At 69.0% G+C, this 24074-nt stretch carries 19 protein-coding genes and 3 pseudogenes; 8 read left to right on the plus strand and 14 right to left on the minus strand.

Going from position 1 to position 24074, the window contains the following annotated elements:
• Positions 1–78: 78 nt before the first annotated feature.
• A complete protein-coding gene (locus tag BFN33_RS50465; RefSeq protein WP_079141174.1) occupies positions 79–987 on the plus strand; it encodes a DUF4240 domain-containing protein in 909 nt (302 codons plus the stop codon).
• Between the two features lie 24 nt (positions 988–1011).
• Here BFN33_RS50465 and araD (BFN33_RS36125) read toward each other — a convergent pair whose 3' ends face one another.
• From araD (BFN33_RS36125) to BFN33_RS36170, 11 genes and pseudogenes are all read right to left on the minus strand, one after another.
• Entirely contained in the window at positions 1012–1767 is a 756-nt protein-coding gene (gene araD / locus BFN33_RS36125; protein WP_069764418.1) for an L-ribulose-5-phosphate 4-epimerase AraD, read from the minus strand.
• A gap of 40 nt (positions 1768–1807) precedes the next feature.
• Entirely contained in the window at positions 1808–2047 is a 240-nt protein-coding gene (locus BFN33_RS36130; RefSeq protein ID WP_069764419.1) for a hypothetical protein, read from the minus strand.
• A gap of 8 nt (positions 2048–2055) precedes the next feature.
• A pseudogene (araD, locus tag BFN33_RS54730) lies at positions 2056–2184 on the minus strand (L-ribulose-5-phosphate 4-epimerase); the annotation flags it as partial.
• Positions 2185–2212: 28 nt separating this feature from the next.
• A pseudogene (locus BFN33_RS36135) lies at positions 2213–2950 on the minus strand (L-arabinose isomerase); the annotation flags it as partial.
• A 1-nt stretch (position 2951) separates the two neighbouring features.
• A pseudogene (locus BFN33_RS36140) lies at positions 2952–3980 on the minus strand (L-arabinose isomerase); the annotation flags it as partial.
• Positions 3981–3993: 13 nt separating this feature from the next.
• Positions 3994–5655: a ribulokinase gene (gene araB / locus BFN33_RS36145; protein ID WP_069764420.1), complete on the minus strand. Its 1662-nt coding sequence runs from the start codon at positions 5653–5655 to the stop codon at positions 3994–3996.
• A 91-nt stretch (positions 5656–5746) separates the two neighbouring features.
• Positions 5747–7792 carry an RICIN domain-containing protein gene (locus BFN33_RS36150; protein ID WP_069764421.1) on the minus strand — a complete coding sequence of 682 codons (2046 nt, stop codon included), beginning with the start codon at positions 7790–7792 and terminating at the stop codon, positions 5747–5749.
• Positions 7793–7893: 101 nt separating this feature from the next.
• The gene (locus tag BFN33_RS36155) at positions 7894–9402 is read right to left on the minus strand and encodes an alpha-N-arabinofuranosidase (RefSeq protein ID WP_069764422.1); all 1509 of its coding nucleotides are present in this window, start codon (positions 9400–9402) and stop codon (positions 7894–7896) included.
• Positions 9403–9454: 52 nt separating this feature from the next.
• Positions 9455–10357, minus strand: a complete 903-nt coding sequence (locus BFN33_RS36160; RefSeq protein WP_069764423.1) for a carbohydrate ABC transporter permease — start codon at positions 10355–10357, stop codon at positions 9455–9457.
• Positions 10354–11271 (minus strand): carbohydrate ABC transporter permease, encoded by a 918-nt coding sequence (locus BFN33_RS36165; protein WP_256122949.1) that lies wholly within the window; start codon positions 11269–11271, stop codon positions 10354–10356. Before BFN33_RS36165 ends, BFN33_RS36160 begins: the two co-directional genes overlap by 4 nt.
• 172 nt (positions 11272–11443) lie before the next feature.
• A complete protein-coding gene (locus BFN33_RS36170) occupies positions 11444–12796 on the minus strand; it encodes an ABC transporter substrate-binding protein (RefSeq protein WP_069764425.1) in 1353 nt (450 codons plus the stop codon).
• A 476-nt stretch (positions 12797–13272) separates the two neighbouring features.
• Here BFN33_RS36170 and BFN33_RS36175 point away from each other — a divergent pair, with 476 nt between their 5' ends.
• From BFN33_RS36175 to BFN33_RS36200, 6 genes are all read left to right on the plus strand, one after another.
• Positions 13273–14313, plus strand: coding sequence for a LacI family DNA-binding transcriptional regulator (locus tag BFN33_RS36175; protein WP_069764426.1), 1041 nt, complete (start codon positions 13273–13275; stop codon positions 14311–14313).
• 107 nt (positions 14314–14420) lie between these two features.
• Positions 14421–15707, plus strand: coding sequence for an esterase family protein (locus tag BFN33_RS36180; protein ID WP_069764427.1), 1287 nt, complete (start codon positions 14421–14423; stop codon positions 15705–15707).
• A 283-nt stretch (positions 15708–15990) separates the two neighbouring features.
• Positions 15991–16314 (plus strand): hypothetical protein, encoded by a 324-nt coding sequence (locus BFN33_RS36185; RefSeq protein ID WP_069764428.1) that lies wholly within the window; start codon positions 15991–15993, stop codon positions 16312–16314.
• A gap of 3 nt (positions 16315–16317) precedes the next feature.
• Positions 16318–17604, plus strand: coding sequence for a WXG100 family type VII secretion target (locus BFN33_RS36190; RefSeq protein WP_069764429.1), 1287 nt, complete (start codon positions 16318–16320; stop codon positions 17602–17604).
• On the plus strand, positions 17601–18296 hold the full coding sequence (locus tag BFN33_RS36195; protein WP_069764430.1) for a hypothetical protein: 696 nt from the start codon (positions 17601–17603) through the stop codon (positions 18294–18296). The genes BFN33_RS36190 and BFN33_RS36195 overlap by 4 nt, the downstream gene beginning before the upstream one ends.
• Before the next feature lie 86 nt (positions 18297–18382).
• Entirely contained in the window at positions 18383–18919 is a 537-nt protein-coding gene (locus tag BFN33_RS36200) for a hypothetical protein (RefSeq protein ID WP_256122950.1), read from the plus strand.
• Positions 18920–18978: 59 nt separating this feature from the next.
• Here BFN33_RS36200 and BFN33_RS36205 read toward each other — a convergent pair whose 3' ends face one another.
• The 3 genes from BFN33_RS36205 to BFN33_RS36215 all read right to left on the minus strand — a co-directional run bounded on the left by BFN33_RS36205 (position 18979) and on the right by BFN33_RS36215 (position 22553).
• The gene (locus BFN33_RS36205; RefSeq protein ID WP_069764432.1) at positions 18979–21639 is read right to left on the minus strand and encodes an RICIN domain-containing protein; all 2661 of its coding nucleotides are present in this window, start codon (positions 21637–21639) and stop codon (positions 18979–18981) included.
• A gap of 169 nt (positions 21640–21808) precedes the next feature.
• Positions 21809–22093: an SHOCT domain-containing protein gene (locus BFN33_RS36210; protein ID WP_069764433.1), complete on the minus strand. Its 285-nt coding sequence runs from the start codon at positions 22091–22093 to the stop codon at positions 21809–21811.
• Positions 22094–22130: 37 nt separating this feature from the next.
• Entirely contained in the window at positions 22131–22553 is a 423-nt protein-coding gene (locus BFN33_RS36215; protein ID WP_069764702.1) for a DUF6325 family protein, read from the minus strand.
• Between the two features lie 176 nt (positions 22554–22729).
• On the opposite strand from BFN33_RS36215, the gene BFN33_RS36220 reads away from it, so the two are divergent.
• A complete protein-coding gene (locus BFN33_RS36220) occupies positions 22730–24064 on the plus strand; it encodes a hypothetical protein (protein WP_256122951.1) in 1335 nt (444 codons plus the stop codon).
• Positions 24065–24074 lie beyond the last annotated feature (10 nt).

The raw sequence follows: 24074 nt of genomic DNA on the forward strand, positions 1-24074 counted from the left end.
ATGAATGAACGACAGGCGGGTGGGGTGCCGTGGAGGCACCCCACCCGCTGCGCCCATCAAGGGAAAAGAGCCTGATCCATGACAGAAGAAGACTTCTGGTCCCTCATCGATCTTCTCGGAGGTGCGGCAAACCAGCGAACCACTCCCCCCTTGAAGGAGGCCCTGGCTCACCAGGGGGAGGCTCGCGTCGAAGAATTCGCCGACAGGCTGACGGAGAAGATGGGCCGGCTTGCGGATGTACCTCTGTCGGGAATCCCTGCCCAAGACGTGAGTGATCCGTCAGGCGCACAGCCGGTGCCACTGACCGGTGACGCTCTCATCAATCTTCATTTCGCGGTGGTAGCCGCAGGCATCGCGCAGTTCCAACAAATCCTGAGAAAACCGGGTCACGTGGCTGAGCGCGCCTGGGACTTCAGTGAATCGGACAGCCTTGCGGAGGCTGTGTCCAAAGCCTACGAAGTCGCCACCGGAAAACCCTGGCTGGGCCCACTGCCAGGGTTCCTTGTGGACGAACCAGAGGATCCGACGGCCATCGCGGAGAGTGAAACACCCTGGCTCAACCTCGCGCTGCACGGTGACAACGAGATTCCCTCAGCGTATTTCGATGCGGCCGGCACTGTAGTTGAGATGATCCACGACGATCCACAGTGGCGGTCCTGGTGGTCGAGCGCCGAGCAGCTCAGCTTGGAAATCGATATCGATTACACCTCGCAGGCGGAAAACAGTCGCGTCGCTACACGAAAAGGACGGGCTTGGGCCTCGTTCCGCAGGAGCGTTTCTCGCTTCCGTGGGCTGAACAAGAGCCGTCTCGCCTACCTCGCAACCACGGACCTGGAGGCAGTTCTCGCACTCGTATCCACATCTCTGCGCATGCCCACACCACCCCAAGTACCTCGGCCGGCACACGCAGCCGCACCAACCAGGCAGGACGACACGGCTCGCGCCAGGCTGGAAGAACTGCGACAGCGGCACCGCGAAGGCACCTGAACCACACCACTTTCGGTGCCCGCTTCAGCGCTGTTCCAGAGACTTCTCTCCACCAGGTCGAGCCGTAGGAATGTCCGGGTTGCCGTAGTACGCGTCAGGTCCGTGTTTGCGGGTGTAGTGGCGGTCGAGCAGGTGGGCGGGAGGTGGGGCAGCCGGGGAGAGGGACAGGGTGTGGAGGGCGATGTCGGCGACGGCCTCGCAGATGATCGCCTGTTCCAGGGACTTGCGGGCCGTGGCGCCCCAGGTGAAGGGGCCATGGTTCGCCACGAGAGCCGCCGGGACCTCGACTGCCTTCTGGTCCTCCTCCCCCAGGAGATCCACGATGACGACACCGGTGTTGTACTCGTAGTCCTTCGCGCACTCCTCGGGGGTGAGGTCACGAGTGACGGGGATGGGGCCGTTGAAGGTGTCGGCGTGGGTCGTCCCCAGGACCGGTATGTCCCGGCGGGCCTGGGCGAAGGCGACCGCGTGGGTGGAGTGGGTGTGGGTGACGCCGCCGATGGAGGGGAAGGCGCGGTAGAGGCAGCGGTGGGTCTCGGTGTCGGTGGAGGGGCGCAGGTCGCCGTCCACCACGGCGCCGTCGGACAGCCGGACCGTCACCAGGTCGTCGAGAGCGAGATCCTCGTAGGGAACCCCTGAGGGCTTGATGACGAAGACGCCCGCCTCGCGGTCGACTCCGCTCACGTTGCCCCAGGTCAGGGTCGCCAGGCCGACCTGGGGGATGGCGAGGTTCGCCCTCAGCACCTCCTCTCGCAGGCCGTCGCGGACTCGTACGGTCATCGCTCGTCTCCTTCGACTTCTACGCGGCCGTCGGTCATGGTCACAGGGCCTGGGCGAGGCGGTGGTAGGCGGCGTTCCAGCGGATTTCCTTGGCGAACTGGTCGGTGCTGGTGTGTTCGTCGATGGTGAGCAGTTCGACGCCGGTCATGGCGGCGTAGTCGGTCAGCGTCTCGACGTCGACGGCCGAGCTGAGCACGGTGTGGTGCGGGGCGCCGGCCAGCAGCCAGCTCTCGGCGGACTCCGCGAGTGAGGGGCGCGGTTTCCACACCGCCCGGGCCACGGGGAGGNACGAAGACGCCCGCCTCGCGGTCGACTGCTCACGTTGCCCCAGGTCAGGGTCGCCAGGCCGACCTGGGGGATGGCGAGGTTCGCCTCCAGTACCTCCCGGCGCAGGCTCTCCGGGACAGTGGTGGTCATCGGTGTTCTCCTTCGTGCCGGTGAGAGGTCACAGGGCCTGGGCGAGGCGGTGGTAGGCGGCGTTCCAGCGGATTTCCTTGGCGAACTGGTCGGTGCTGGTGTGTTCGTCGATGGTGAGCAGTTCGACGCCGGTCATGGCGGCGTAGTCGGTCAGCGTCTCGACGTCGACGGCCGAGCTGAGCACGGTGTGGTGCGGGGCGCCGGCCAGCAGCCAGCTCTCGGCGGACTCCGCGAGTGAGGGGCGCGGTTTCCACACCGCCCGGGCCACGGGGAGGTGGGGCAGGGGTTCGCTGGGGCCGACGACGTCGACGGCGTTGGCGGTCAGCCGGAAGCGGTCCCCGAGGTCGCAGAGGCCGACGACCACGGCGGGGCCCTCGGCGGCGTCGAAGACCAGGCGGACCGGGTCCTCGCGRCCRCCGATGGACAGCGGGTGGATCTCGCAGCGGGGCCGGGCGGCGGCCACCGAGGGGCAGACCTCCAGCATGTGCGCGCCGAGCACGCGCGGGGTGCCCGGGCCGAGGTGGTAGGTGTAGTCCTCCATGAACGTGGTGCCGCCGGGCCGGCCCTGGCCCATGACCTTCATCGTGCGCAGCAGTGCGGAGGTCTTCCAGTCGCCCTCGCCGCCGAAGCCGTAGCCGTCGGCCATCAGGCGCTGGACGGCCAGGCCGGGCAGCTGGCGCAGGCCGCCGAGGTCCTCGAAGTTGGTGGTGAAGGCGGTGAAGCCGCCCTCGGTGAGGAAGGTGCGCAGGCCCAGTTCCTGGCGGGCNGAGGTGGTAGGTGTAGTCCTCCATGAACGTGGTGCCGCCGGGCCGGCCCTGGCCCATGACCTTCATCGTGCGCAGCAGTGCGGAGGTCTTCCAGTCGCCCTCGCCGCCGAAGCCGTAGCCGTCGGCCATCAGGCGCTGGACGGCCAGGCCGGGCAGCTGGCGCAGGCCGCCGAGGTCCTCGAAGTTGGTGGTGAAGGCGGTGAAGCCGCCCTCGGTGAGGAAGGTGCGCAGGCCCAGTTCCTGGCGGGCGGCGTACAGGAGGGAGTCGTGGCGGATCCCGCCGGGGCGCAGGGAGGGCACGACGTCGTACGACTCGACGTACTCGGCGGCGAGTTCGGCCGCCGCCTTGTCCTGGACGGCGTCGACGACGGCGACCAGGTCATTGACCGCGTAGGTGTTCACCGAGAAGCCGAAGCGCAGCTGGGCCTCGACCTTGTCGCCCTCGGTGACGGCGACATCGCGCATGTTGTCGCCGAAGCGCGCCAGACGCAGCGTGCGGGAGGCGTGCCGGCCGACGGCGGCGCGGGCCCAGGCGGCGATGCGCCGCACGACCCTGGGGTCGGTGGCGTGTCCGGCGACGATCTTGCGGTCGACGCCGACGCGGGACTCGATATGGGCGAACTCGCGGTCGCCGTGGGCGGCCTGGTTGAGGTTCATGAAGTCCATGTCGATGCTCGGCCAGGGCAGCGACAGGTTGTACTGGGTGTGCAGGTGCAGCAGGGGCACGTCCAGGGCGGCGAGGCCGGCGATCCACATCTTGGCCGGGGAGAAGGTGTGCATCCACACGATGACTCCCACGCAGCTGTCGGAGGAGGATGCCTCCTGGCACAGCCGGCGGATCGAGTCGGCGTCGGTGAGCACGGGCTTCCACACGATCCGGACCGGGATCTTGCCGGGGCCGCCGAGGATCTCGGCGATGTTCCTGGACTGCTTGGCGACCTGGCGCAGGACGTCGTCGCCGTACAGGCCCTGACTTCCGGTGAGGAACCAGATCTCCTGGTCGGGGTGGGCGGTGGCGTTGGTGTCCATGAGGGTTTTCCTTTCAGGAGGACGCGGAGACTTCGGCGCGGATGCGGCGCAGACGGCGCATGACGTCGTTGGTGCCGCGGCCGAAGTAGTCGTGCAGCACCCGGTACTCCGCGTACAGGCGCTCGTAGGCCGCCGCCCGCTGGGGGTCGGGCAGATAGAGCCCGCGGTGGACCTTGCCCATGGCGTGGGCGGCGGCGCGGATGTCGGGGTACGCCCCGGCGGCGACCGCGGCGTGCATCGCGGCGCCGAGCGCCGGGCCCTGGGCGGAGCCGATGACGCCCAGCGGGCGGCCGGTGACGTCGGCGTAGATCTGCATGAGCAGGGCGTTCTTCGTCAGACCGCCCGCGATGATCAGTTCTCGTACCGGTACGGCGGCGGACTCGAAGGCGTCGATGATGGTGCGGGTGCCGAAGGCGGTGGCCTCCAGCAGGGCGCGGTAGACGTCCTCGGGGCGGGTGGACAGCGTCTGGCCGATCAGCAGGCCGCTGAGGTCGTGGTCGACCAGCACCGAGCGGTTGCCGCTGTGCCAGTCCAGGGCCACCAGTCCGTGCTCGCCGACCTGCTGCCGGGCGGCCAGCTCGGTCAGGTACTCGTGCGCGGACTGCCCGGCCGCCGCGGCCTTCTCGGCGTACTCGACGGGGAAGCCGGTGCGTACGAACCAGCCGAAGATGTCACCGACACCGCTCTGCCCGGCCTCGTAGCCCCACAGCCCGGGCAGGATGCCGCCGTCGACGACACCGCACATGCCGGGCACGGTGCCGAGCTGGTCGGAGCTCATCACATGGCAGGTGGAGGTGCCCATGATGGCGACCATCTGGCCGGGCTCCACGGCGGCCGCCGCCGGGGCTGTGACATGGGCGTCGACGTTGCCGACGCAGACCGTGATGCCCTCGGGCAGTCCTGTCCACGCGGCGGCTTCGGCGGTCAGCGTCCCGGCCGGGTCGCCCAGTCGGCCGATGGGCTGGTCCAGCTTGTCGGTGACGAAGCCCGCGAAGTCGGGGTGCAGAGCGCCCAGGTAGGCGGGCGACGGATAGAGACCGTCCTGGTACTGGCCCTTGTAGCCGGCGGTGCAGGCGTTGCGGACGTACGTCCCGCACAGCCGCCAGACGATCCAGTCGGCCGCCTCCAGCCACCGCTCGGTGCGGTGGTAGATCTCCGCGTCCTCCTCAAGGACCTGCAGCGCCTTGGCGAACTCCCATTCCGAGGAGATCTTCCCGCCGTAGCGCGCCGGCCACGGCTCCTTCGTCTCGGCGGCCAGCGCGTTGATCCGGTCGGCCTGGCCCTGGGCCGCGTGGTGGCGCCAGAGCTTGACGTAGGCGTGCGGGCGGGCGGTGTACTCGGGCAGCTCGCACAGGGGCGTGCCGTCGGCGAGCGCCGGCAGCACCGTGCAGGCGGTGAAGTCGGTGCCGATGCCGATGACCTGCTCGGGTGTCACTCCGGCGCGGGCGAGTGCCTCGGGTACGGCGGTGCGCAGGACGTCGATGTAGTCCGCGGGCACCTGAAGGGCCCAGTCCGGGGGCAGCCGGGTGCCGTCGGGCAGGGCTCGGTCGAGGACGGCGTGGGGGTAGACGTGCTCCGCCGACGCGAGCTCCTCGCCGTCGCGGACGCGGACGACGACGGCACGGCCGGACAGGGTTCCGAAGTCGACACCCACGACGCAGGGTTCCTCGGGCATGGCGGCCCACCTCTCTTGTTCGATATCGCGATCACTGTTCGGGATGTTGGGCAGGAGATCGGGGGCCCGGACACGTCCGGGCCCCGGCGGGTCAGTTGACCCGCACGACCTGCCACAGTTCGTCATCGGCACCGTTGTCCGCCGACTGCACGATCAGCGCGCCGTTGGCGGTGGAGGCCGAGGCGACGTCCGCCACCAGGCCGCTGCCGGCGTCGACGAGCTTGTAGTAGCCGTTGCCCGCGTCCGTGAGCGTCCACTTCTGGGAGCTCGCGGTGGACGAGGCGTTCTGGACGACGGCCGCGCCGGCCGAGGTCGAACCGTTGGTGTCGAGGAACAGACCGCTGTTGACGTTCTTCACGGTCCAGGCCCCGCCGCTCTGGGACTGGAACGTCCACAGCTGGCAGTTGTTGGCGGTGTTCACCCACTGGCCTGCCTGCTTGCCCACGGCGGTGGACGCTCCGGGTATCTCCAGGAGCTTGCCGCTGTTCTTGTTGACCAGGCGGTACTGGCCGGTGGCCAGGTCGGGCAGGGCGGTCTGGGTGAGGTTCCAGCGCTGGCAGGCGCAGCCGGTGTCGGACCACTGTCCGGCGGCGGTGCCGACGGTGGTGGAGGCGCTGGGGATCTCCAGGTACTTGCCGCTGATCCGGTTGGTGGCGGTGAAGCCGCCCGCCGGGTTCGGGGCGATCGCCCACTCGTGGTCGAGGGTGCCGTTGTCGTCCCACTGCAGGACCTTGGCGCCGTTGGCGGTGGACTGGTTCGTCACGCCCAGCACCTTGCCGCTCGCCACGTTGAAGATCTTGAAGTAGCCGGACGTCTGCTGGACGAACTTCCACTTCTGGTCGGTGGCGTTGTCGGCGTTCTGCTGGGTGGCGTTGACACCACTGGTGGTGGAGCCGCCCGCGATGGTCAGCATCAGGTGGCTGTTGGCGTTCGACGCGGTGTAGGTGGCGCCGTCCGAGATGCCGCCGCCCAGGTCGATCGTGCCGTAGGTGATCGGGTTCAGGCCGGTGCTGGTGAGGTGCCCGCCACTGAGGACCAGCAGGCTGTGGCCGTCGGCCAGCGGGAGCAGGCCGCGGCTGTAGCCGCCGGGCACGGTGGAGGCGATGCGCGTCCAGGTGTTGGCGGCGCCGTTCTGCGTGTTCAGGAACAGGTCGTCGCTGCTGTTGGCGCTCACCACCAAGGTCCCGTTGGCGCCGCCGGTGGGCAGCCAGGTGATGTACGGGGCGCTCTTCGGCTGGGTGCCGTCGGTCGCCTTGAGGGCGATGCCGGTGGCGGAGCCGAACGCCTCCGGGTTGGCGGAGATCTTGTAGTAGACCGCGAAGCCTCCCTCAGGGGCGTCCCAGAACTCGTACGTCATGACGTAGTTGCCGTTGGGGAGCTTGGCGATCACCGGCATGCCCGGACGGTCGCCGTACGTCGAAGTGGCCACGTCGTCGACCACGGAACCCCAGCTCAGGCCGTCCGTGGAGACCTGGTGGACGATCTTCTGGCCGTGGTTCGGGTCGCGCTGGTCGGAGTAGTAGACGATCAGCTTGGAGCCGGAGACCATCAGGAACGGCTCCCACACCGGCGTCTTGCCGTTGGTGGGGTCGGCCTCACCACCGGTGGCGATGGAGCTGACGTACGACCAGCTGGCGCCGTGGTCGGTGCTGGCGTAGAGGTCGAGTTCGGTCGTCGACAGGTCGTTCGGGATGGAGTTGCCCGCGGCGAGGATCGTGCCGGCCGGGAAGTTGCCTATCTGCGTGGGCAGTTCGTACAGGAACGGCTGGTAGCGGTTGCCGAAGCCGTTGTGGGTGTCGCTGATGCTGGAGATCTGCGTCCAGCTGTTGCCGTTGTCGGTGCTGCGGTAGACCGGGAAGACCGGGGTGCCCGAGCTGTACTGCTCGAACGTGGCCAGCAGGGTGCCGTTGGACGATCCGCTGTTCTGCAGGCGGATGGCGCGTGGGTAGAGCGAGCCGGGCGCCGGGGCGTTCGACGGCGGGGTGTACATCGTCTGCGAGGCGCGCGAGATCGCGTGCGCCTGGCCGGCGGCGGGCAGGACGAGGGCGACGGCGGCTGCGAGCAGGGCCAGCAGCAGGGTGATCGCCTGGGTGCGGGGTACGGCGCGGGATCTGGCGCCTTCCCTGATGGTGGACATGGGCGGCTCCCAAGGGATGTCCGGGAAGAGGGGGTGGTGCGGGGCCCGCCGCTCCCGGAGAAAGGGGGGAGAGGGAACGGCGGGTGTTCGAGGGGTGGTCGTCAGCCGGCGGTGCGGCGCAGCCGGACGACGTTCCAGGAGACGGGCGGCAGGCTCACGGTGAGGCGGCCGTCGGTGACGGAACCGGTGTCGGCGGTGTAGGGGCGGACCCGGTCGGGGTCGTCCTGCGTGTTGGCGGCGCGGACGTCGGGGTCGCTCAGCACCGAGTGCTCAACCAGGGCGTGACCGGGGAACGCCCGCAGGTCCAGGGCGAGTTCGACGTTGTCGCTCTGGTGCCGGTTGATGGCGAAGACGGTGAGCTCGTCACCGTCGTGGGTGGCCACGGCGTCCACGACGGGGACCTCGCCGAACCTCTTCGTCTCGTACACCGGGGCGACCGGCTCGACGCGCAGGACCGTGCCGCGGGCGTGCCGGGCCGCCTGGGCGAAGGGGTGGAAGGTGGTCTGCCGCCAGCTCGGGCCGCCGGGTTCGCTGCGGATGGGGGCGATGACGTTGACGAGCTGGGCGAGGCAGGCGGCGGTGACCCGGTCGCTGTTGCGCAGCAGGCTGATGAGCAGTCCGCCGACCACGACGGCGTCGGCGACGTTGTACTCGTCCTCGATCACCCGCGGCGCCACGGCCCATTCGGTGGGCTTGCCCTGCGCCTCGAAACGGGTGTTGTACCAGACGTTCCACTCGTCGAAGGAGAGGTTGATCCGCTTCTTCCTGCCCAGCTTCGCCCGGATGTGATCGGCGGTGGCGACCACCGACTCGACGAAGTGGTCCATGTCGACCCCGGAGGCCAGGAAGCTGCCGAGGTCGCCGTCGAGTTCCTCGTAGTAGGCGTGGCAGGAGATGTAGTCGACCTGGTCGTAGGCCTCTTCCAGGACGGTGGCCTCCCAGGCGCCGAAGGTCGGCATCGAGGAGCTGGAGCTGCCGCACGCGACCAGTTCGAGCCCGGGGTCGACCATGCGCATGGCCCTGGCCGTCTCGGCGGCGATTCGGCCGTACTCCTGGGCGGTCTTGTGGCCGGTCTGCCAGGGCCCGTCCATCTCGTTGCCCAGGCACCACATGCGGATGCCGAACGGGTCACGGGCGCCGTTCTTGATCCGCTGGTCGGACCAGGCGGTCCCGCCCGGGTGGTTGGCGTACTCCAGCAGGTCCAGGGCTTCGGCGACGCCGCGGGTGCCGAGGTTGACGGCCATCATCGGCTCGACGCCGGCCTTCTCGGCCCAGCGCTGGAACTCGTGCAGACCGAAGGCGTTGGTCTCGGTGCTGTGCCAGGCGAGGTCCAGGCGGGTGGGGCGGTCGGCGACCGGTCCGACGCTGTCCTCCCAGCGGAAGCCGGAGACGAAGTTGCCGCCGGGATAGCGCACGGCGGTCACACCCAGCTCGCGCACCAGGTCCAGGACGTCACGGCGCAGGCCGTCCTCGTCGGCGGACGAGTGGCCGGGCTCGTAGATGCCGGTGTAGACGCAGCGGCCCATGTGCTCGACGAACGAGCCGAAGGTACGGGGATTGACGTCGGCGACGCGGAAGGCGGAGTCGACGGTCAGGGAGGCGTGCAGCATGAAGGTCGCTCCGGGAGGTGCGCAGAACGGGAGGGGGGCTGGGCGGCTGGGCTCACTTGAGGCTTCCGACGGTCAGACCGCCGCGCCAGTACCGCTGGAGGAGGAGGAAGGCGACGATCAGGGGGAGGACCGCCACGAGGGAACCCGCGATGACGAGCGTGAACAGGGTGTTGGCGCCGGACTGGACCAGCGCGCCCTGGTACCAGGACTGCAGGCCGACGGTCAGCGGGAACAGCTTGTCGTTGTTGAGCATCACCAGCGGCAGGAAGAAGTTGTTCCAGGTGCCGACCATGGAGAACAGCAGCACGGTCACGAGCGCGGGCTTCAGCGTCGGCAGCGCCACGTTGAACAGCACCCGCAGTTCACCGGCCCCGTCGACGCGGGCCGCCTCGAGGAGTTCGTCCGGCAGGGACTCCTGCACGTAGACCCGCACCAGGTAGACGCCGAACGGGTTGAGGAGCGAGGGCAGGATGACCGCCCACATCGTGTTGGTCAGCGCCACCTTGCTCAGCAGCAGATAGGTGGGGATGGCCAGCGCGGTCGCCGGGACCATGATGGCGCCCAGCAGGCTGGAGAAGAGCAGGTTGCGGCCGGGGAAGCGGTACTTGGCGAACGCGTACCCCGCGAAGGTGGCCACGGCGGTGGCGCCTACACCGCTGACGCCCGCATAGATCGCGGTGTTGCCCATCCAGCGCAGGTACTCGCCGTCGTTGTAGGTGAACAGCTGCCGGAGGTTGCCGAAGAAGGCGCCCGGCGAGTGGAACCACAGGGCCGCGGTGGAGAACAGCGCGTCGTTGTCCTTGGTGGCGGCGACGACCAGCCACCAGAACGGCATCAGGAAGTACAGGATCATCGCCACCATCACCGCGTTGACGGTGACGCGTCCTTTGGCGGAGGACGTACGGCGGGGCGCCGGAGCGGCGACGGCGGGGGCGGGGACGGCGGCGGTGGTCACTTCAGTCCGCTCCTTTTGCGTGCGGCGAACAGGAAGAGGTAGGAGCCGATGAAGACCACCGCTCCGAGGGAGAAGGAGATGGCGGCGGAGTAGTTGAACTCCGAGTACTGGAAGGCGAGGTTGTAGGCGTAGAGGTTGGGCGTGTAGTCAGGGGTGATCACCGAGGACGCCGTCGGCTCCAGCACCCGTGGCTCGGTGAAGAACTGCAGGGTGCCGATGATGGTGAACATCAGCGTGAGCACCATGGCCGCGGAGATCATCGGGATCTTGATGCGCAGGGCTGTCTGGATCTGGCCGGCTCCGTCGAGCTTGGCCGCCTCGTAGACCTCGCGGGGCAGCCCCTGCAGGGCCGCGTACAGGACGATCATGTTGTAGCCGGTCCACTGCCAGGTCACGATGTTGCCGAGCGAGGTCAGCATCAGGCTGTGGCCGAGCAGGTCGACCGTGCCCGTGCCCAGGGCGTGGCTGAGGGAGTTCACCGGGCCGAAGGTGGGGCTGTAGAGGAAGCCCCACATCAGGGCGCCGATCACCGCGGGAACGGCGTACGGCATGAACAGTGTCATCCGGAAGACCTTGGCGAGCTTGCCGGTGACCTCGTCGATGATGAGGGCGCCGAGCAGCGCGAGCGCGAGCATGACCGGGATCTGCACCAGGCCGAAGACCGCCACCCGGCGCACACCGGACAGGAAGTGCGGGTCGCTGAACGTCTGCTTGTAGTTGGCGAACCAGCTGAAGTGGTCACCTCCGACCAGGGTGGAGGTCCGCAGGCTCAGCCAGAAGGCGTACGCCAGGGGTGCCACCAGGAAGGCCGCGAAGAGCAGGCCGAACGGGGTGATCAGCAGCAGGCCCATGGCCTGGTGGCGGGTATGGGCGGATCGCCGTCCGTTGCGGCGGCCCACGCCCGTGCCGGTCACTGGGGCGCGAAGTCCCTTTGCCTGTACGGGGCTTGGGTGAGCGGCCGTCGCGGGTCCCTGCTGTCGGAGCAGGCTCATCACATCTCCTTGCGCGTCTTGCGGAGCCCCCGCCGGCGGGCGGTGCGACGCGCGGGCGCCGGCGGGGGCAGTGGGAGTCGGGGACTCGGGCCGGTTACTTGCTGACCTTGAATCCCTGCTTGGCCGCGTAGGAGGTCACCTGGTCCTGGACGTTGTCGTTCACCGAGGACCAGGCGGTCTGGCCCTGCAGGGCCTTGCCCACCTCACCGGTGTCGGTGTTGTAGGCGAAGTCCTGGAACGGGCTCCAGTCGAAGGTCCCGATGCCGTTCGCGGCGGGCACGAAGACCTTGTTGATCTGCTGGCCGCCGAAGAAGTCGTACTTCTTGTTCTCGAAGTACGCGCCGTTGAGGATCGGGTTGACCAGCGGGAAGAGGTAGGCCTGGTCGATGCCGATCTTCCAGGCCGCCTGGGAGGTGCCGAAGAGCTCCCGGGCGACCTCGGTGGCCTGCTTGGGGTGCTGGGTCTGCGAGGTCACCGCGAAGCTGGAGCCGCCCCAGTCGCCCTGGGCGTTGCCGCCCGCCGTCCACTGCGGCAGCGGGGCCACCCGCCACTTGCCCGCGGTCTTCTTGGCGACGCTGGAGAGGTAGCCCGGACCCCAGCCGGCCGCGATGTACGTGGCGTACTTGCCGGTGCTGAGACCGTTGTAGAAGTCCGTGGTGGCGTATGACTGGGTGTCGACCAGCTTGTTCTTGACCAGGTCACCCCAGTACTCGTACACCTTCTTGGCGTTGTCGTCGTTGAGCTTGACCCCGATGTCCGGCAGCTTGCTCGCCGCGTAGGTGTAGGGGCGCGAGCCGGCCTGCCACGTCAGGCCCTGGCGCCAGCCGGCGGCCGTCTCGTCGCTGCCGAAGTCGGTCATGTACGCGCTGGGGTCGGCCTTGTGCAGCTTGGCGGCCTCCTCCTTGTACTCCGCCCAGGTGGTCGGGACCTTCAGGCCGTACTTCTTGAAGAGGTCGGCGCGGTACATCATCGCCATCGGGCCGCCGTCGACCGGGATCGCGTAGACGTGGTCGCCGTCGGAGGCCTGCTTCCAGGCCCAGTCGACGTAGTTGCCCTTGTCCGCGTTCGCGCCGTACTTGCCCATGTCCAGCAGGCCCTTGGTGAGCTGGATGGTGGGCAGCTCCTGGAACTCCAGCATGACGACGTCGGGGGCGCCCTGGCCCGCCTTGAGCGCGGTCTTCAGCTTGGTGTACTCGTCCTGGCCGACGCCCGCCTGCACCCAGTCGACCTGGACGTCCTTGTGGGTCTTGTTGAACTCGGCCACGACCTGCTTGAACTGCGGGTACCAGGCCCACACCTTGATGTGCACCGGGCCGCTGCCCGTGGAGCCGCTGCCGCTGCCGCCCGACCCGCAGGCCGCGAGGAGCACGCCGGCAAGGGCGACGGAGGTCGTCGCGACCGCGGTCCGGCGCAGCGAACGGGACGTGGGCCTTCTGGTGGAGGACATGAGCAATCTCCTGGATGTGCTGCCCGAGGGCAGGGGCGAGGGAGGCAGGGCGGAGGTACGCCGGACACAGGGGTCGGCGAGGAGGGCCGGGGGCATGCGGGGACCGCGGCTCAGGTGAGGGCGACGTCAACCGGCGCGGGAGGGTGGGCGCATGTGACGTCGGTGAAGGGGAGCGACAGCTGGGTGATCAGCGCACGGGCGCCGTCACACCACCATGAATAAGGAGTGAAGCCGTGTCAGGGACGGTGCGGCTCCCGGTCCCTGAGTGGTGGTTCTTCCCACTGCGGCTCCTACTGGTCCGGTCCGCGACGCGGTGACGTCACGGACCCTGGGTTCCCGACCCGGCTGGATCAGGCCCCCTTCTGCTACGCTCTGCAGCGCTGCAAAAGTGTTAACCGAGAACTTGCCGCGCTGCAAGAGGTAACCCGCAAGAAACTTTCAGCGCTGAAAACGACATCCGGGACGAAGGTGGGCATATGGCAAGAGGCGTCACACTACGCGACGTCGCGGAGCTGGCCGGCGTCTCCAGCCGGACCGTGTCCAACGTGGTCAACGGCTACGCGCCGGTCTCCGAGGCCATGCGGGCCCGGGTCCAGAAGGCCGTCGACGAGCTGGGCTACCAGCCCAACGTCCTGGCCCGCAATCTCGCCTCCGGCCGCTCGGGTCAGATCGCGGTGGTGGTGCCGTATCTGGACACGCCCTACTTCGCCGAGCTGTCGCAGGGCATCATCCGGGCGGCCCGGGTGCAGGGGTACAACGTCCTGATCGACCAGACCGACGGCGACGCGGAGCACGAGAAGCTGTTCCTCAGCCGCCGCTCCCAGCAACTGCTGTTCGACGGCGTCATCTTCAGCCCGCTGGGGCTGGCCCAGTCCGACCTGGGCGACCGCGACGCCGACCTCCCGCTGGTGGTGCTCGGCGAGCGGGTCAGCGACGGCGGCTTCGACCACATCGGCATCGACGACGTCACCGCCTCCCGGGAGGCCACGGAGCATCTGCTCGGCCTCGGCCGGCGCCGCGTCGCCGCCATCGGCGACCAGCCCTACCGCACCGGTGAGGCGGCCCAACTGCGCACCCAGGGCTACCGGTTGGCCCATGAGCGGGCCGGCATACCGGTCCGCGAGGAACTCGTCATCTCCACCCCGCGCTTCAACCGCTCCGACGGCGCGAGCGCCATGGCCCACCTGCTCGACCTGGAGGAACCGCCCGACGCGGTCTTCTGCTACAGCGACCTGGTGGCGCTGGGCGCCCTGCACACGCTGGCCGCCCGCGGGCTGCGTGTCCCCGAGGACGTCGCCGTCGTCGGCTACGACGACATCGAGGACGCCCGTTACTCGAACCCACCCGTCACGACGGTCTCGCCGGACAAGAAGATGATCGCCGAGACGGCGGTGGAGCGACTGCTCAAGCGGATCGGCAGCTCAACCCCTGTCCCCGGCATGGAGATCCGGGCCCCGCACCGGCTCGTCCCGCGGGCGAGCACCATGGGGCGGCAGGCGACGGACGCCGCCGAGTGAGCGGTTTCACCACCCCTTTTGCACTAATTGGGGAACGCGGAGGATTCCTTACCCCTCCTTCTGTGTGAAGGAAACCGCACAGGTAGGGAAATCGGGGATCAACCGGTATGGGTCTGACCAGCGAGACGACCGTGTATGTGATGGCGGCCCTCGCCGCCGTGTGTGTGGGACTGCTGGTCTGGTCGTGGCCACGGTTCGCCCGGCAGGGACTGTGGCAGGTGTGCGGACGCCTGCTGGCCATCGGGACGACCCAGGTGGTGATGATCGCGGCGTTCGCGTGCTGGCTGAACTCGTCGTACCAGTTCTTCGGATCGTGGGGCGAACTCTTCGGCAGTGTCGAGACGGCGCCCGTCGGGGTGACACAGGCGGGGGACGGCGGCACGGGCACGGTGAGCGGCGTCGCCGTGAAGGGTGCGCTGGTACAGCCCGCCGGTGACGAGCAGCTGAGCCGGGTCAGCGGACTGCCCACCGGACCCGCCGCGGTGAACGGGCGGGTGGAGTCCGTGAAGGTCATCGGCCGCCGCACGGGCGTGGTCGACCCGGCGTTCGTCTACCTGCCGCCGCAGTACTTCCAGAAGGCGTACCAGCGCCAGCGCTTCCCGGTGATCGTCGCGCTCAGCGGCTACCCGGGCAGCATCTTCAACCTCGCGCAGCATCTGCGGGTGTCGCAGACCGCCGGTGAACTGCAGAAGAGCGGTCGGATGCAGCCGACCGTCATGGTGATGATCCGGCCGACGATCGCCCCGCCGCGTGACACCGAGTGCGTGAACGTGCCGGGCGGTCCGCAGACCGAGACCTTCCTGGCCAGGGATCTCCCCGAGGCCCTGAAGTCCGCCTACCGGGTGGGCCACGACGCCAGTGCCTGGGGTGTCATGGGCTACTCCTCCGGCGGCAGCTGCGCCCTCCAGCTGACGATGCGCGATCCGCACGTGTACACGACGGCCGCCGCGCTGTCGCCCGACTACCGGGTCAAGGACGATCCGACGACCGGCAGTCTCTTCGGCAGCGGCCCGGACCGCACCGAGCGGATGAACGGCCACGATCTGATGTGGCGGCTCAAGCACCTGCCCGTCCCCCAGGTCTCCGTCCTGGTGGCCGAGAGCAAGCACGGGGAGCGCGGTTATCCGCAGACGCAGGCCTTCATCAGGGCGGTGAAGGCACCCATGCGGGTCGCGTCGATCCTGCCCGAGCAGGGCAGCCACAACTTCCCGACCTGGGTGCAGGAGATGCCCCCGGCACTGACGTGGATGAACCAGCAACTGACCTTCCCGCAGGACGTCGTGCCGCGCCACCTCAAGAAGGGCTCGGTGGTCGCCGACCCCCCGAGGCCCGGTCCCGACCCCCTGCGTGCCGACGGCCCGGAGCCCACGCCCACCGCCAGGACCCGCAGGTGACCGGTGCGAGCCCCAACTCGCCCACGCTTCTTGCCAATTACTCGTCCAGCGGCGCCGGAGTGCCGTTTGGGGTGGGGCGGTTGTCTGGCGGCGACGGCCGTCGCGGGGCCGACGGCCACCAGAATCCCAGGGCCCCACTTCGTGGACGAGTTGTAAGGACCTGAAGAAGCAGCTGTGCCTTCTTCGACTCGGTGTCGTCGGCCCGGACTTTGCCTCTATTTTATTCTGGGGGCGCGCGCCGACGGCACGGGCCTCGCTCGCAGTCGAAGAAGGGGGTCGCCACATGGCGGATGAATTCAAGGTCGACCTGAGTCAACTGAACTCTTTCGGCCGGGTGTTGAAGCAGTCCGTTACGGATCTGGAGGAAGCGCGCACAGCGCTCTCCGCTGTCAATGCCGACCAGATCGGAACTCCGCGGCTGGACGAGGCGTGTGAGTCCTTCCAGAACAGATGGAAGTACGGAACGGGCCAGTTGAAGGACATGATCAAAGCGGTTGACGAGGGCGTGGAGAAGACCGCGCTGAGCTACAAGCAGTTCGAGGAGAACCTCTCGCAGGCCCTCAAAAAGATGGAGGAAACCCACACCGCGAATACCGGGGGGAAGTAATCCGTGGGTAACAACCCGTATCCCAGCCTCGGTTGGAACCCGGTACCCGGAATTCCCGAGCAGGTCACCTCCCTCTACCGCAAGGTGAAGTCCGCGGCCGATACGCTCAACAACTGCCACCGGCAGATCGAGTATCTGCTCGGGGCGAGCTCCAGCTGGCAGGGAGACGCGGCGAGCGCGTTCCGGGACACCCTGGACGGCGACCTCAAGACCGCCATGATGAACGCCGGGAACTCGCTCGGCAAAGCCGCTGCGGCGCTGGGCACATGGGAAGGCGATCTGACCTCCCACCGCGACCTGGCCAAGAAGTACGACGATGCCGCACGCGAGAACAAGGGTGACGTCGACAAGGCCCGGACCCGCTACGACCAGGCCAAGGGAAATCCCGACCTCAAGCTCGCCGGCAAGGAATACCCCAGCCAGGCGGAGGCGGATGCCGCGACGGAGCGCCTGCGTACCGCCGAGCGCGAACTGAACGCGGCCACCACCCACCTCAACAACGCCAACGCCGCCTACAACGACGTCATCGCGAAGGCGAAGGAACTGGAGGGCACCCACACCGACGCGGCCGAGGCCGTCGCCCGCAGCCTCGACGAGGCCGACGACAAGCTGGCCCCCAAGGAGCCGGGGTGGTTCAGCGAGGCCCTCAGCGCCATCGGTGAGGGCCTCAAGGCGGTCGGCGAATTCCTCGTGGAGCACGCCGGAACCATCGGCGCCATCGCGGGACTGCTGGCTCTGCTCCCCACACCGCTGGCGCCGGTCTTCGCCGGTATCGCGGTCGCGGCGAGCGCGGTGTCCATGGCCAAGAACCTTGCGAGCGAGGATTTCAGAGACTCGTTGGCAGGCGATTACGGCTTGAAGGAAGGCGTGTTTGCCTGGGCCTCGCTGGCCGGTGACAGCCTCGGCATGGTGCCCGGCGTCGGTGCCCTCGCCAAGGCCGGCAGCGAGGCGGGGCTCGCGGCGGCGGTCGCACGTGAGGGCGGCGAGGCCCTGTCGGTGGGCTCGAAGCTGGGTGCGTTCGGCAAGGAAATCGTGCCCGCCTTCAGCTACAAGGCTCTCGACGTGGCGACCTCCCCCACCACCGGAGCGCTCCAGTACGGCATCAACGGCGTCAACGTGGCGGCGAACATGGCGTCGTCTCTGGAAAGCCTGGGCGTGTTGCCGAAGAACGGCCCCGGACATGACGCGTCCGAGATCACGAAGGGCGCGGCTGCCGCGACCGGTTTGAAGGGCGCAAGGGCCGACATCATCACGGGCATCGGCGAACTGATGGGGGCCATCCGGCTGTGAACGCATTCCTTGACACGGTGGAAGCGGAGCCGAAGCCGGAATTCTGGTACGGACTGCCCTATGGATACCTCCAGCTCGACCTCCAGCCTTCACCGGAGGGCATCCAGGAGGTGGCCCGGCAGATCAACGCCTTCCCCGATGACCTCCGGGACCGCGTCGACCAGGTGTTCCGGCTGTACGCCGGCGTCCTGACGATGCTGCGGAGCCAGGAGGTCATGGGGTGCGCGCTCGGCATGCACCCGGACGAACACGGCGGGGCCAACCTGTCCGTCCTCACGGTCTCCACCGTCCACACGTCGGGAGCGCACCCTGAAGCCGTGCTTCTTCAGATGCTGGGGGACGGGACCGGTCCGGCCGACGGCATCGTGCCCGTGGAACTGCCCGTGGGCACCGGGTACCTGCTGGAGACGGAGCGGACCACGCCCGCGCCGACCGCTCCCCCCGAGGGTCAGGACGAGCCCGCGCAGGGGACCGTCTGGCAGGGCACGGTGGCGATCCCGGTGCTTCGCACCTCGTCGATCATCACCGTGCAGCTGGTCACCCCGGCGGTGGAGCTCGCCGACGACTACCGCGGCGTGCTGCTCGGCGTCGCGCGTACGGTGACGTTCGACGACCCGGCGGCGCCGGACCCTGCCGAGGTCCCGTTCCCGGATTCCGGCTCAGGGGCAGACGAAAGGAGCCCGTTCGGATGACAGTGCCAGAACGATGGAAAGACGGTCTGGAGTCGGACACCCCGCCCGCGCCGTACGCGACCGACGGAACGGACTTCGGGGGCGCGGTGCGCTACCACTACGGTGTCGCACTGAAAAAATTCCTCACGTTTTTCCCGGTGTTCGTGCTGCTGTGGGTCCAGCTGTTCGTGTTCCACCTCGACTATTTGCTGCCGGTGGCCATTGTCGGAATGTTGGGCATCATGTGGACGCTGTTCCTTCTTGCCGACCGTCTGAGTTTTACCCGGAAGTGCTCGAAGGTGTTCCGGACCTACCCGCTCGAATTCCGCACCCCGGTCGAGAAGATCGGTATGGAGTCGACCCACACGCTCTTCCTGCGCTTCGGAGATCAGGGTGGCACCCCCTTCACCCTGCGTGCGAAGCATGCGTTGGGGCGTCGTCGGTGGCCTGTCGGCATCACCGACGGCGTCTGGTTCGCCGGCGACGAGCCCTTCGGCGGCGCGATCATCGTGCCGGGCAGCGGTGAGCTGCTCTTCCTCCAGCCCAGGGACTGGGCCGCGAGGAGCAAGGACCGCGAGACCGCCGGACCTGAGCGCACCGAGAAGGCGGGGCGCGCGGGCATCAGGCGTCCGGCTCGTCGCTAGGAGTCCTGACGAGGCGGGGCCGCGGGCCGTTGTGGCCGCGGCCCCGCCCGGGCGTCGGGTCAGGACGGGTCGCCGTACTGGAGGCCGCGGCCGTTCGTGCCGACGTAGACGCGCCCGAAGGTGTCGGGGTCGCCGCTGACGACGCCGACGCCGCCGATGCTGCCCCACTGGTGGGCGTCGTCGTTGACGCGGAGCCAGGTGGCGCCCTTGTCGGTGGAGCGGAAGACTCCGGTGACGTCCTTGACGGTACCGATCAGGTACAGGGCCTGGTAGGAGGCGCCCGGCGCGGCCTTGCCGAAGCCGAGAGCGGAGGCGGACCGCACCGTGGTGAGCGTGTTGAAGGTCCGGCCGCCGTCGGTGGAGTGCAGCAGCCCCTTGTCGCCGCCGGAGATCCACAGGTCCCCTGCGATGCCGGGGGCGGCCGTGAGCCGGCCGGTGGGCAGGCCGGTGGCGCGGGCGGTGAAGGTCGCGCCGCCGTCGGTGCTCGCGTGGAGCTTGCCGTCGGCCAGTGAGTAGAAGGTCCTGGCCGAGGAGCGGTCGGCGACGACCACGGCGTCGCCGCCCAGGCCGCCGGCCTTCGACCAGCTCGCGCCCTTGTCGGTCGAGCGGTAAGGGGCCTGGCCGGCCTCGGTCCAGACGATGGTGGAGCCGTCCGCAGAGAGCGCGACCCGGCCGCTGTCGGCGCTGCCCACCGGCTCCGACGTGAAGCCGCTCCAACTGCTGCCGCCGTCGGTGGAGTAGGCGCCGTCCTGGGCGCCGCCACGGCCGACGCGGACCATCAGCGAGGGGTTGGACTGGGCGAAATCGATGTCGGTGCTGGTCGTCATCTTCGGGCTGTCGAGCCGGCCTGCGGGCACCTTGGTCAGGGAGCCGCCGTACCGGAAACCGCCCAGGTCACCCATGGCGGTGATGGCGGTGGCGCCACCGGGCGGGGCGATCACGTCCGAGAGCGCGGTCTCCTCCAGTCCTCGGGCCCCCACGGTCCAGTGACTGGTGCCGCCGCTGTCGGAGGCGGTGACGTCCTTGCTGCCCCAGATGCCGCTGCCGGTGCCGTACAGCACGTGCCCGGAGTCGAAGGGATCGATGGTCAGGGCGGTCATCCAGTGCCCGATGCCGGTACCGACGTAAGGAGCGGCGGAGGCGTTCCGCACCGACTTCGCGGCCAGCGCCTTCCAGGTCGTACCGCCGTCGGTGCTCCGGTAGAGCTCGTCCTCGGGCCACCAGCGGTCGAGGGTGGTGACCATCACCGTGGACGGCTTCCGTGGGTCGACGGCCAGACCGGAGAACCCGTAGCCGCCCGTGGACGGGGAGACGTTCTTCCACGTCCCGCCCCCGCCGGCCGGCGTGAACTTCCACACCGAGCCCGCGGTCACGCCGTTGGGTCCGAGGGCGTCGGTGTACGTCAGGTACAGCGAACCGTCACCGGAGAGCACGCCGTGCTGCGGCAGTTGGCCGGTGGGCTGCCCGGAGACGGCCTGCCAGGTGCTGCCCCCGTCGGTGGAGCGGTAGAGCGAGCGGGACTTGTCGGCGACGCCCACGTAGACCGTCCTGCTTCCGGCCGGGCCGTACGTCACGAAGGAGATGCCCGCGCCGCTGCCCGCCCCGTCCTTGACGGGGAACGTGGAGACCTGACCCCAGGTCACGCCGCTGTCGGTGCTGCGCCACAGGCCGTTCTTGCGGGTGCCCAGCAGCAGCGTGCCGTGGTTCCCCGGGTCGATCGCGAGCCGTTCGCCGGCCCCGCGGCCGTCCTCGTTGGAGCCCAGCTTGAAGGGCAGATCGGTGCGCCGGAAGGTGCGGCCCCGGTCCGTGGAGCGCAGGATCGCACCGTTGCCCGCCCAGCTGTTGGTGTAGGTGCCCGCCGCGACGTAGAGCCGGTCGGGGGCGACGGGGTCGGTGGCCAGCGAATCGATGCCCAGCAGGTTCCAGTCCTTCTCGCCGAACCGGTCGGTCAGCGGGATCCACTGCCCGGCCGCGGGGTCCCAGCGGTAGGCGCCGCCCATGTCGGTGCGCGCGTAAAGCAGACCCTTCTCGCGCGCGTTGAACACCAGGCCCGTGACGTAACCGCCGCCCACCACCTGGGCGTTGTTCCACACATACGGCCCGGTCGCGGCCGTGGTCCGCGCACCGCCGACCCCCGCCCCCTTGGTCTGGGCCGTTTTCACCAGCCTCCACTGCTGGTTGGTGCCGTGTCTGTCGGGATACTGCACGACTGCCGCGCCCTGGGCCATGGAGCCTCCGGAGACGTCCAGGACCAGGCCGCTTCTGCGGGAGGTGAAGGTGACGGCGTCGGAACCGCTCACCTCGTCGATCCGCCACTCCTGGGAGGGGGAGGAGCTGTCGGTCTGCTGCTCGGCGGCGGCCTTCGCGGCGGTCGAACCGCCAGCTGTGCCCAGCACCTTGCCGCTGTTGCGGTTCACCAGCTCGTAGTAGCCGTCCCCGGTGGGCTTCAGCCGCCACTGCTGGTTGGCGGTGTTCTGGTCGGTCCACTGCTGGACACGGGTGCCGTCGGCGGTGGACAAGCTGTCGACGTCCAGCACCTTGCCGCTGCGCACGGAGACCAGCCGGTAGTAGGCATTGCCGTCGACCGTCGCGGCCTGCGAGTCCTCCTGCGCGAACAGGAAGTACGGCACGACGATGGCGGGCACGCCGAGCAGCAGACCGGTCGCGGTCCAGCGACGGCGGTGACGCCCGCGGCGCCCGCCGTTCGGGGGGTTGTTCATGGGAGGTGTGCGCTCCTTGCATACCGGTCACCAGAGGAAGGCGGATCCAGGATCCGTGACGGCGGATCCGACTCCTTGTGGTCACAGGCAATGCAAAGGGTTGCTTTGAGCCGGAAACTTTCTTCCGGTCACCTCGTGGGGCGGCGGGCGCTGATCGGCATCCGGCGGGTCAGGAAGCCAGGAGCCTGCGCTTCTGGTCCTCGAACTCCGCGTCCGTGAGCAGGCCCTGGCTCTTCAGGTCGCCCAGCTGCTTCAGCTGTTCGATCTTGCTGGTCATGTCGGAGGGCGGCGGAGCGAACGGCGCGGCGGGAGGCGCCGGCTGCGGTGCCGACTCCTGGGGCCCCTGCTGGGCCGCCCATCGCCCCTGCTGCCGACGGGACACACGGTTCGACACGGCGGTGGCGGTTCCGGCGACGACGGCCGTACGGGCAACCCCTCGGAGGAGTCCAGGCATGGTGATCTCCCTTCTCGTTTCCCCGTTTCCTCGCTCGTCAGGGCGCGGTTTCCGCCGCGTCGAGCGCGGCCAGGACCGCGGGCACCGGGATCCTCCCGGAGGCGACCAGCTCGGCCCCGCCGCGGCGCAGGGCGGCGGCGAACGGCGCGGCCCAGAGGTTCTCGTAGATCAGGACGCCGGCGGAGTTGCCGGGTTCCAGTGCGGCGGCCGCCTCCACGAGGTCGTCCTGGCCCAGCAGGCCGGAGGACGCTCCCTCGAATACGGCCAGGTCGAGTTCGCCGTCCCCGGTGAGATCGCCGATCTCCAGGCCGGTCACGGATCCGTCGGCGTCCTTCCTGATGAACGTCAGGTCGAGGATCCGGATGAGGCCGCGGTCCACCAGGTCGACCAGGAGGGGGAAGCCCTCGCCGGTCATTCGGTTGCCGGGGAACTCGACGACGAGATAGTCGATCGGTCCCATCGCGCCGGATGTGTCGACTTCATCGAATGTGTCGCTCACGGCGTCACCTTCTGGTCTTGTGCCTACTCCCCCATGCCATTGCATCACCGCACCGGGGCGGCCGCACGTCGTGCGCGGTTCACCCGTCGGGCGCACCCGGGTCGCGCGTTCGGCACCGCACGGATCTTCTGTTGTCCATGGCCAACGGAGACGAACCGCTCTCGGACCGGGAACGCAGCGAGCTGGATGAACTGCGGCACCGCGTGGGTGCCCTGGAGAGTGGCGCCCATCCGCGAGCGGCACGGCATCACTTCCTCCGGACCACGGGCTCCGTCCTGCTGATCCTCTTCGCGGCCCTGCTGTCGCTGCTGTCCGTCATCGCGGTCTGGGCGAACAGCATCGTGCGGGACACCGATCGTTACGTCGCCACGGTGGGACCGCTGGCGTCCGACCCGGATGTGCAGAAGGCCGTCACCAACCGGGTCACCGACGTGGTGCTGGCGCAGATCGACGTGAACGCGTTGGTCAAACAGTTGCAGGACGCCGTGTCGGAGAAGGGCGTGCCGCCGAAGGCGACCCAGCTGGTCGGCAACCTGGACGGCCCGATCACGAGCGGTCTGAAACAGCTGGTCAGCGGCACCGTGGAGCGGGTGGTCAGCAGCAGTGCCTTCGAGAAGGTCTGGGTGGACGCCAACCGCCGGGTGCACTCGTCCGTCGACAAGGCCCTGACGGGCGAGGGCGGCGGCGCGGTCTCGCTGAAGAACGACGAGGTGGCCATCGACGTGGCACCGCTCGTGGCCCAGGTCAAGGAGCGCCTGGTCGGTGCCGGTCTCGGAGTCGCGGCGAAGATCCCGGACGTCCACACGGACTTCGTGGTGGTCCAGTCGAAGGACATCGGCAAGATCAAGACCTATATGAGGGTCCTGGAGATCATGGGCAGCTGGCTGCCCCTCATCGCCCTGCTGGTGGCCGCGGCGGGGGTGTACACCGCGTTCAACCGCCGGCACGCGCTGATCGGGGCCGGGTTGGCGGTGTTCGTGGCCATGCTGATCCTCGGGATCACCCTCACCGTCTTCCGGGACGTCTACCTCGACCATCTGCCCTCCGGCGCGTCCCCGGCCGCCGCCGGTGCGGTGTACGACGCGCTGATCAAGTTCCTGCGCGCCGGAGTACGGGCGCTCGGTGCCGTCGCCCTCATCGTCGCCGTCGGCGCTTTCCTCAGCGGCCCGTCCAAGATCGCCGTCCTCGTCCGCAACGGCTGCCGCAGGAGCATCGGAGCCCTGCGCGACGTGGCGGTCTCCGAAGGACTTCGACTCGGGGCGGTCGGGCGGTTCGTGCACCGCTTCAAGCGCTGGATCGGGGTCGCGATCCTGGTGGTCGCCGCGATCGTCCTGTTCACCTGGACCTACCCCACCACGATGGTCGTGGTGTGGACCACGGTCATCGTGCTCGTGGGCTTCGCGATCCGTGAGTTCCTGGACACCGGCTCCGCCGCGGCCGCCCCCGGTTCCCGGGCCACCGCGGCTTCCTGAGACCGCTGTG

It is taken from the genome of Streptomyces sp. LUP47B, from assembly GCF_001746295.1.
GTDB lineage: Bacteria > Actinomycetota > Actinomycetes > Streptomycetales > Streptomycetaceae > Streptomyces.

Bases quoted from the DNA above. Each gene is read 5' to 3' on its own strand.
- BFN33_RS36210 (WP_069764433.1), bottom strand. From the start codon at position 22,093: ATGCCTGGACTCCTCCGAGGGGTTGCCCGTACGGCCGTCGTCGCCGGA.
- BFN33_RS36215 (WP_069764702.1), bottom strand. From the start codon at position 22,553: ATGGGACCGATCGACTATCTCGTCGTCGAGTTCCCCGGCAACCGAATG.
- BFN33_RS36155 (WP_069764422.1), bottom strand. From the start codon at position 9,402: ATGCTGCACGCCTCCCTGACCGTCGACTCCGCCTTCCGCGTCGCCGAC.
- araD (WP_069764418.1), bottom strand. From the start codon at position 1,767: ATGACCGTACGAGTCCGCGACGGCCTGCGAGAGGAGGTGCTGAGGGCG.
- BFN33_RS36180 (WP_069764427.1), top strand. From the start codon at position 14,421: ATGGGTCTGACCAGCGAGACGACCGTGTATGTGATGGCGGCCCTCGCC.
- araB (WP_069764420.1), bottom strand. From the start codon at position 5,655: ATGCCCGAGGAACCCTGCGTCGTGGGTGTCGACTTCGGAACCCTGTCC.
- BFN33_RS36150 (WP_069764421.1), bottom strand. From the start codon at position 7,792: ATGTCCACCATCAGGGAAGGCGCCAGATCCCGCGCCGTACCCCGCACC.
- BFN33_RS36205 (WP_069764432.1), bottom strand. From the start codon at position 21,639: ATGAACAACCCCCCGAACGGCGGGCGCCGCGGGCGTCACCGCCGTCGC.
- BFN33_RS50465 (WP_079141174.1), top strand. From the start codon at position 79: ATGACAGAAGAAGACTTCTGGTCCCTCATCGATCTTCTCGGAGGTGCG.
- BFN33_RS36220 (WP_256122951.1), top strand. From the start codon at position 22,730: ATGGCCAACGGAGACGAACCGCTCTCGGACCGGGAACGCAGCGAGCTG.
- BFN33_RS36170 (WP_069764425.1), bottom strand. From the start codon at position 12,796: ATGTCCTCCACCAGAAGGCCCACGTCCCGTTCGCTGCGCCGGACCGCG.
- BFN33_RS36175 (WP_069764426.1), top strand. From the start codon at position 13,273: ATGGCAAGAGGCGTCACACTACGCGACGTCGCGGAGCTGGCCGGCGTC.
- BFN33_RS36185 (WP_069764428.1), top strand. From the start codon at position 15,991: ATGGCGGATGAATTCAAGGTCGACCTGAGTCAACTGAACTCTTTCGGC.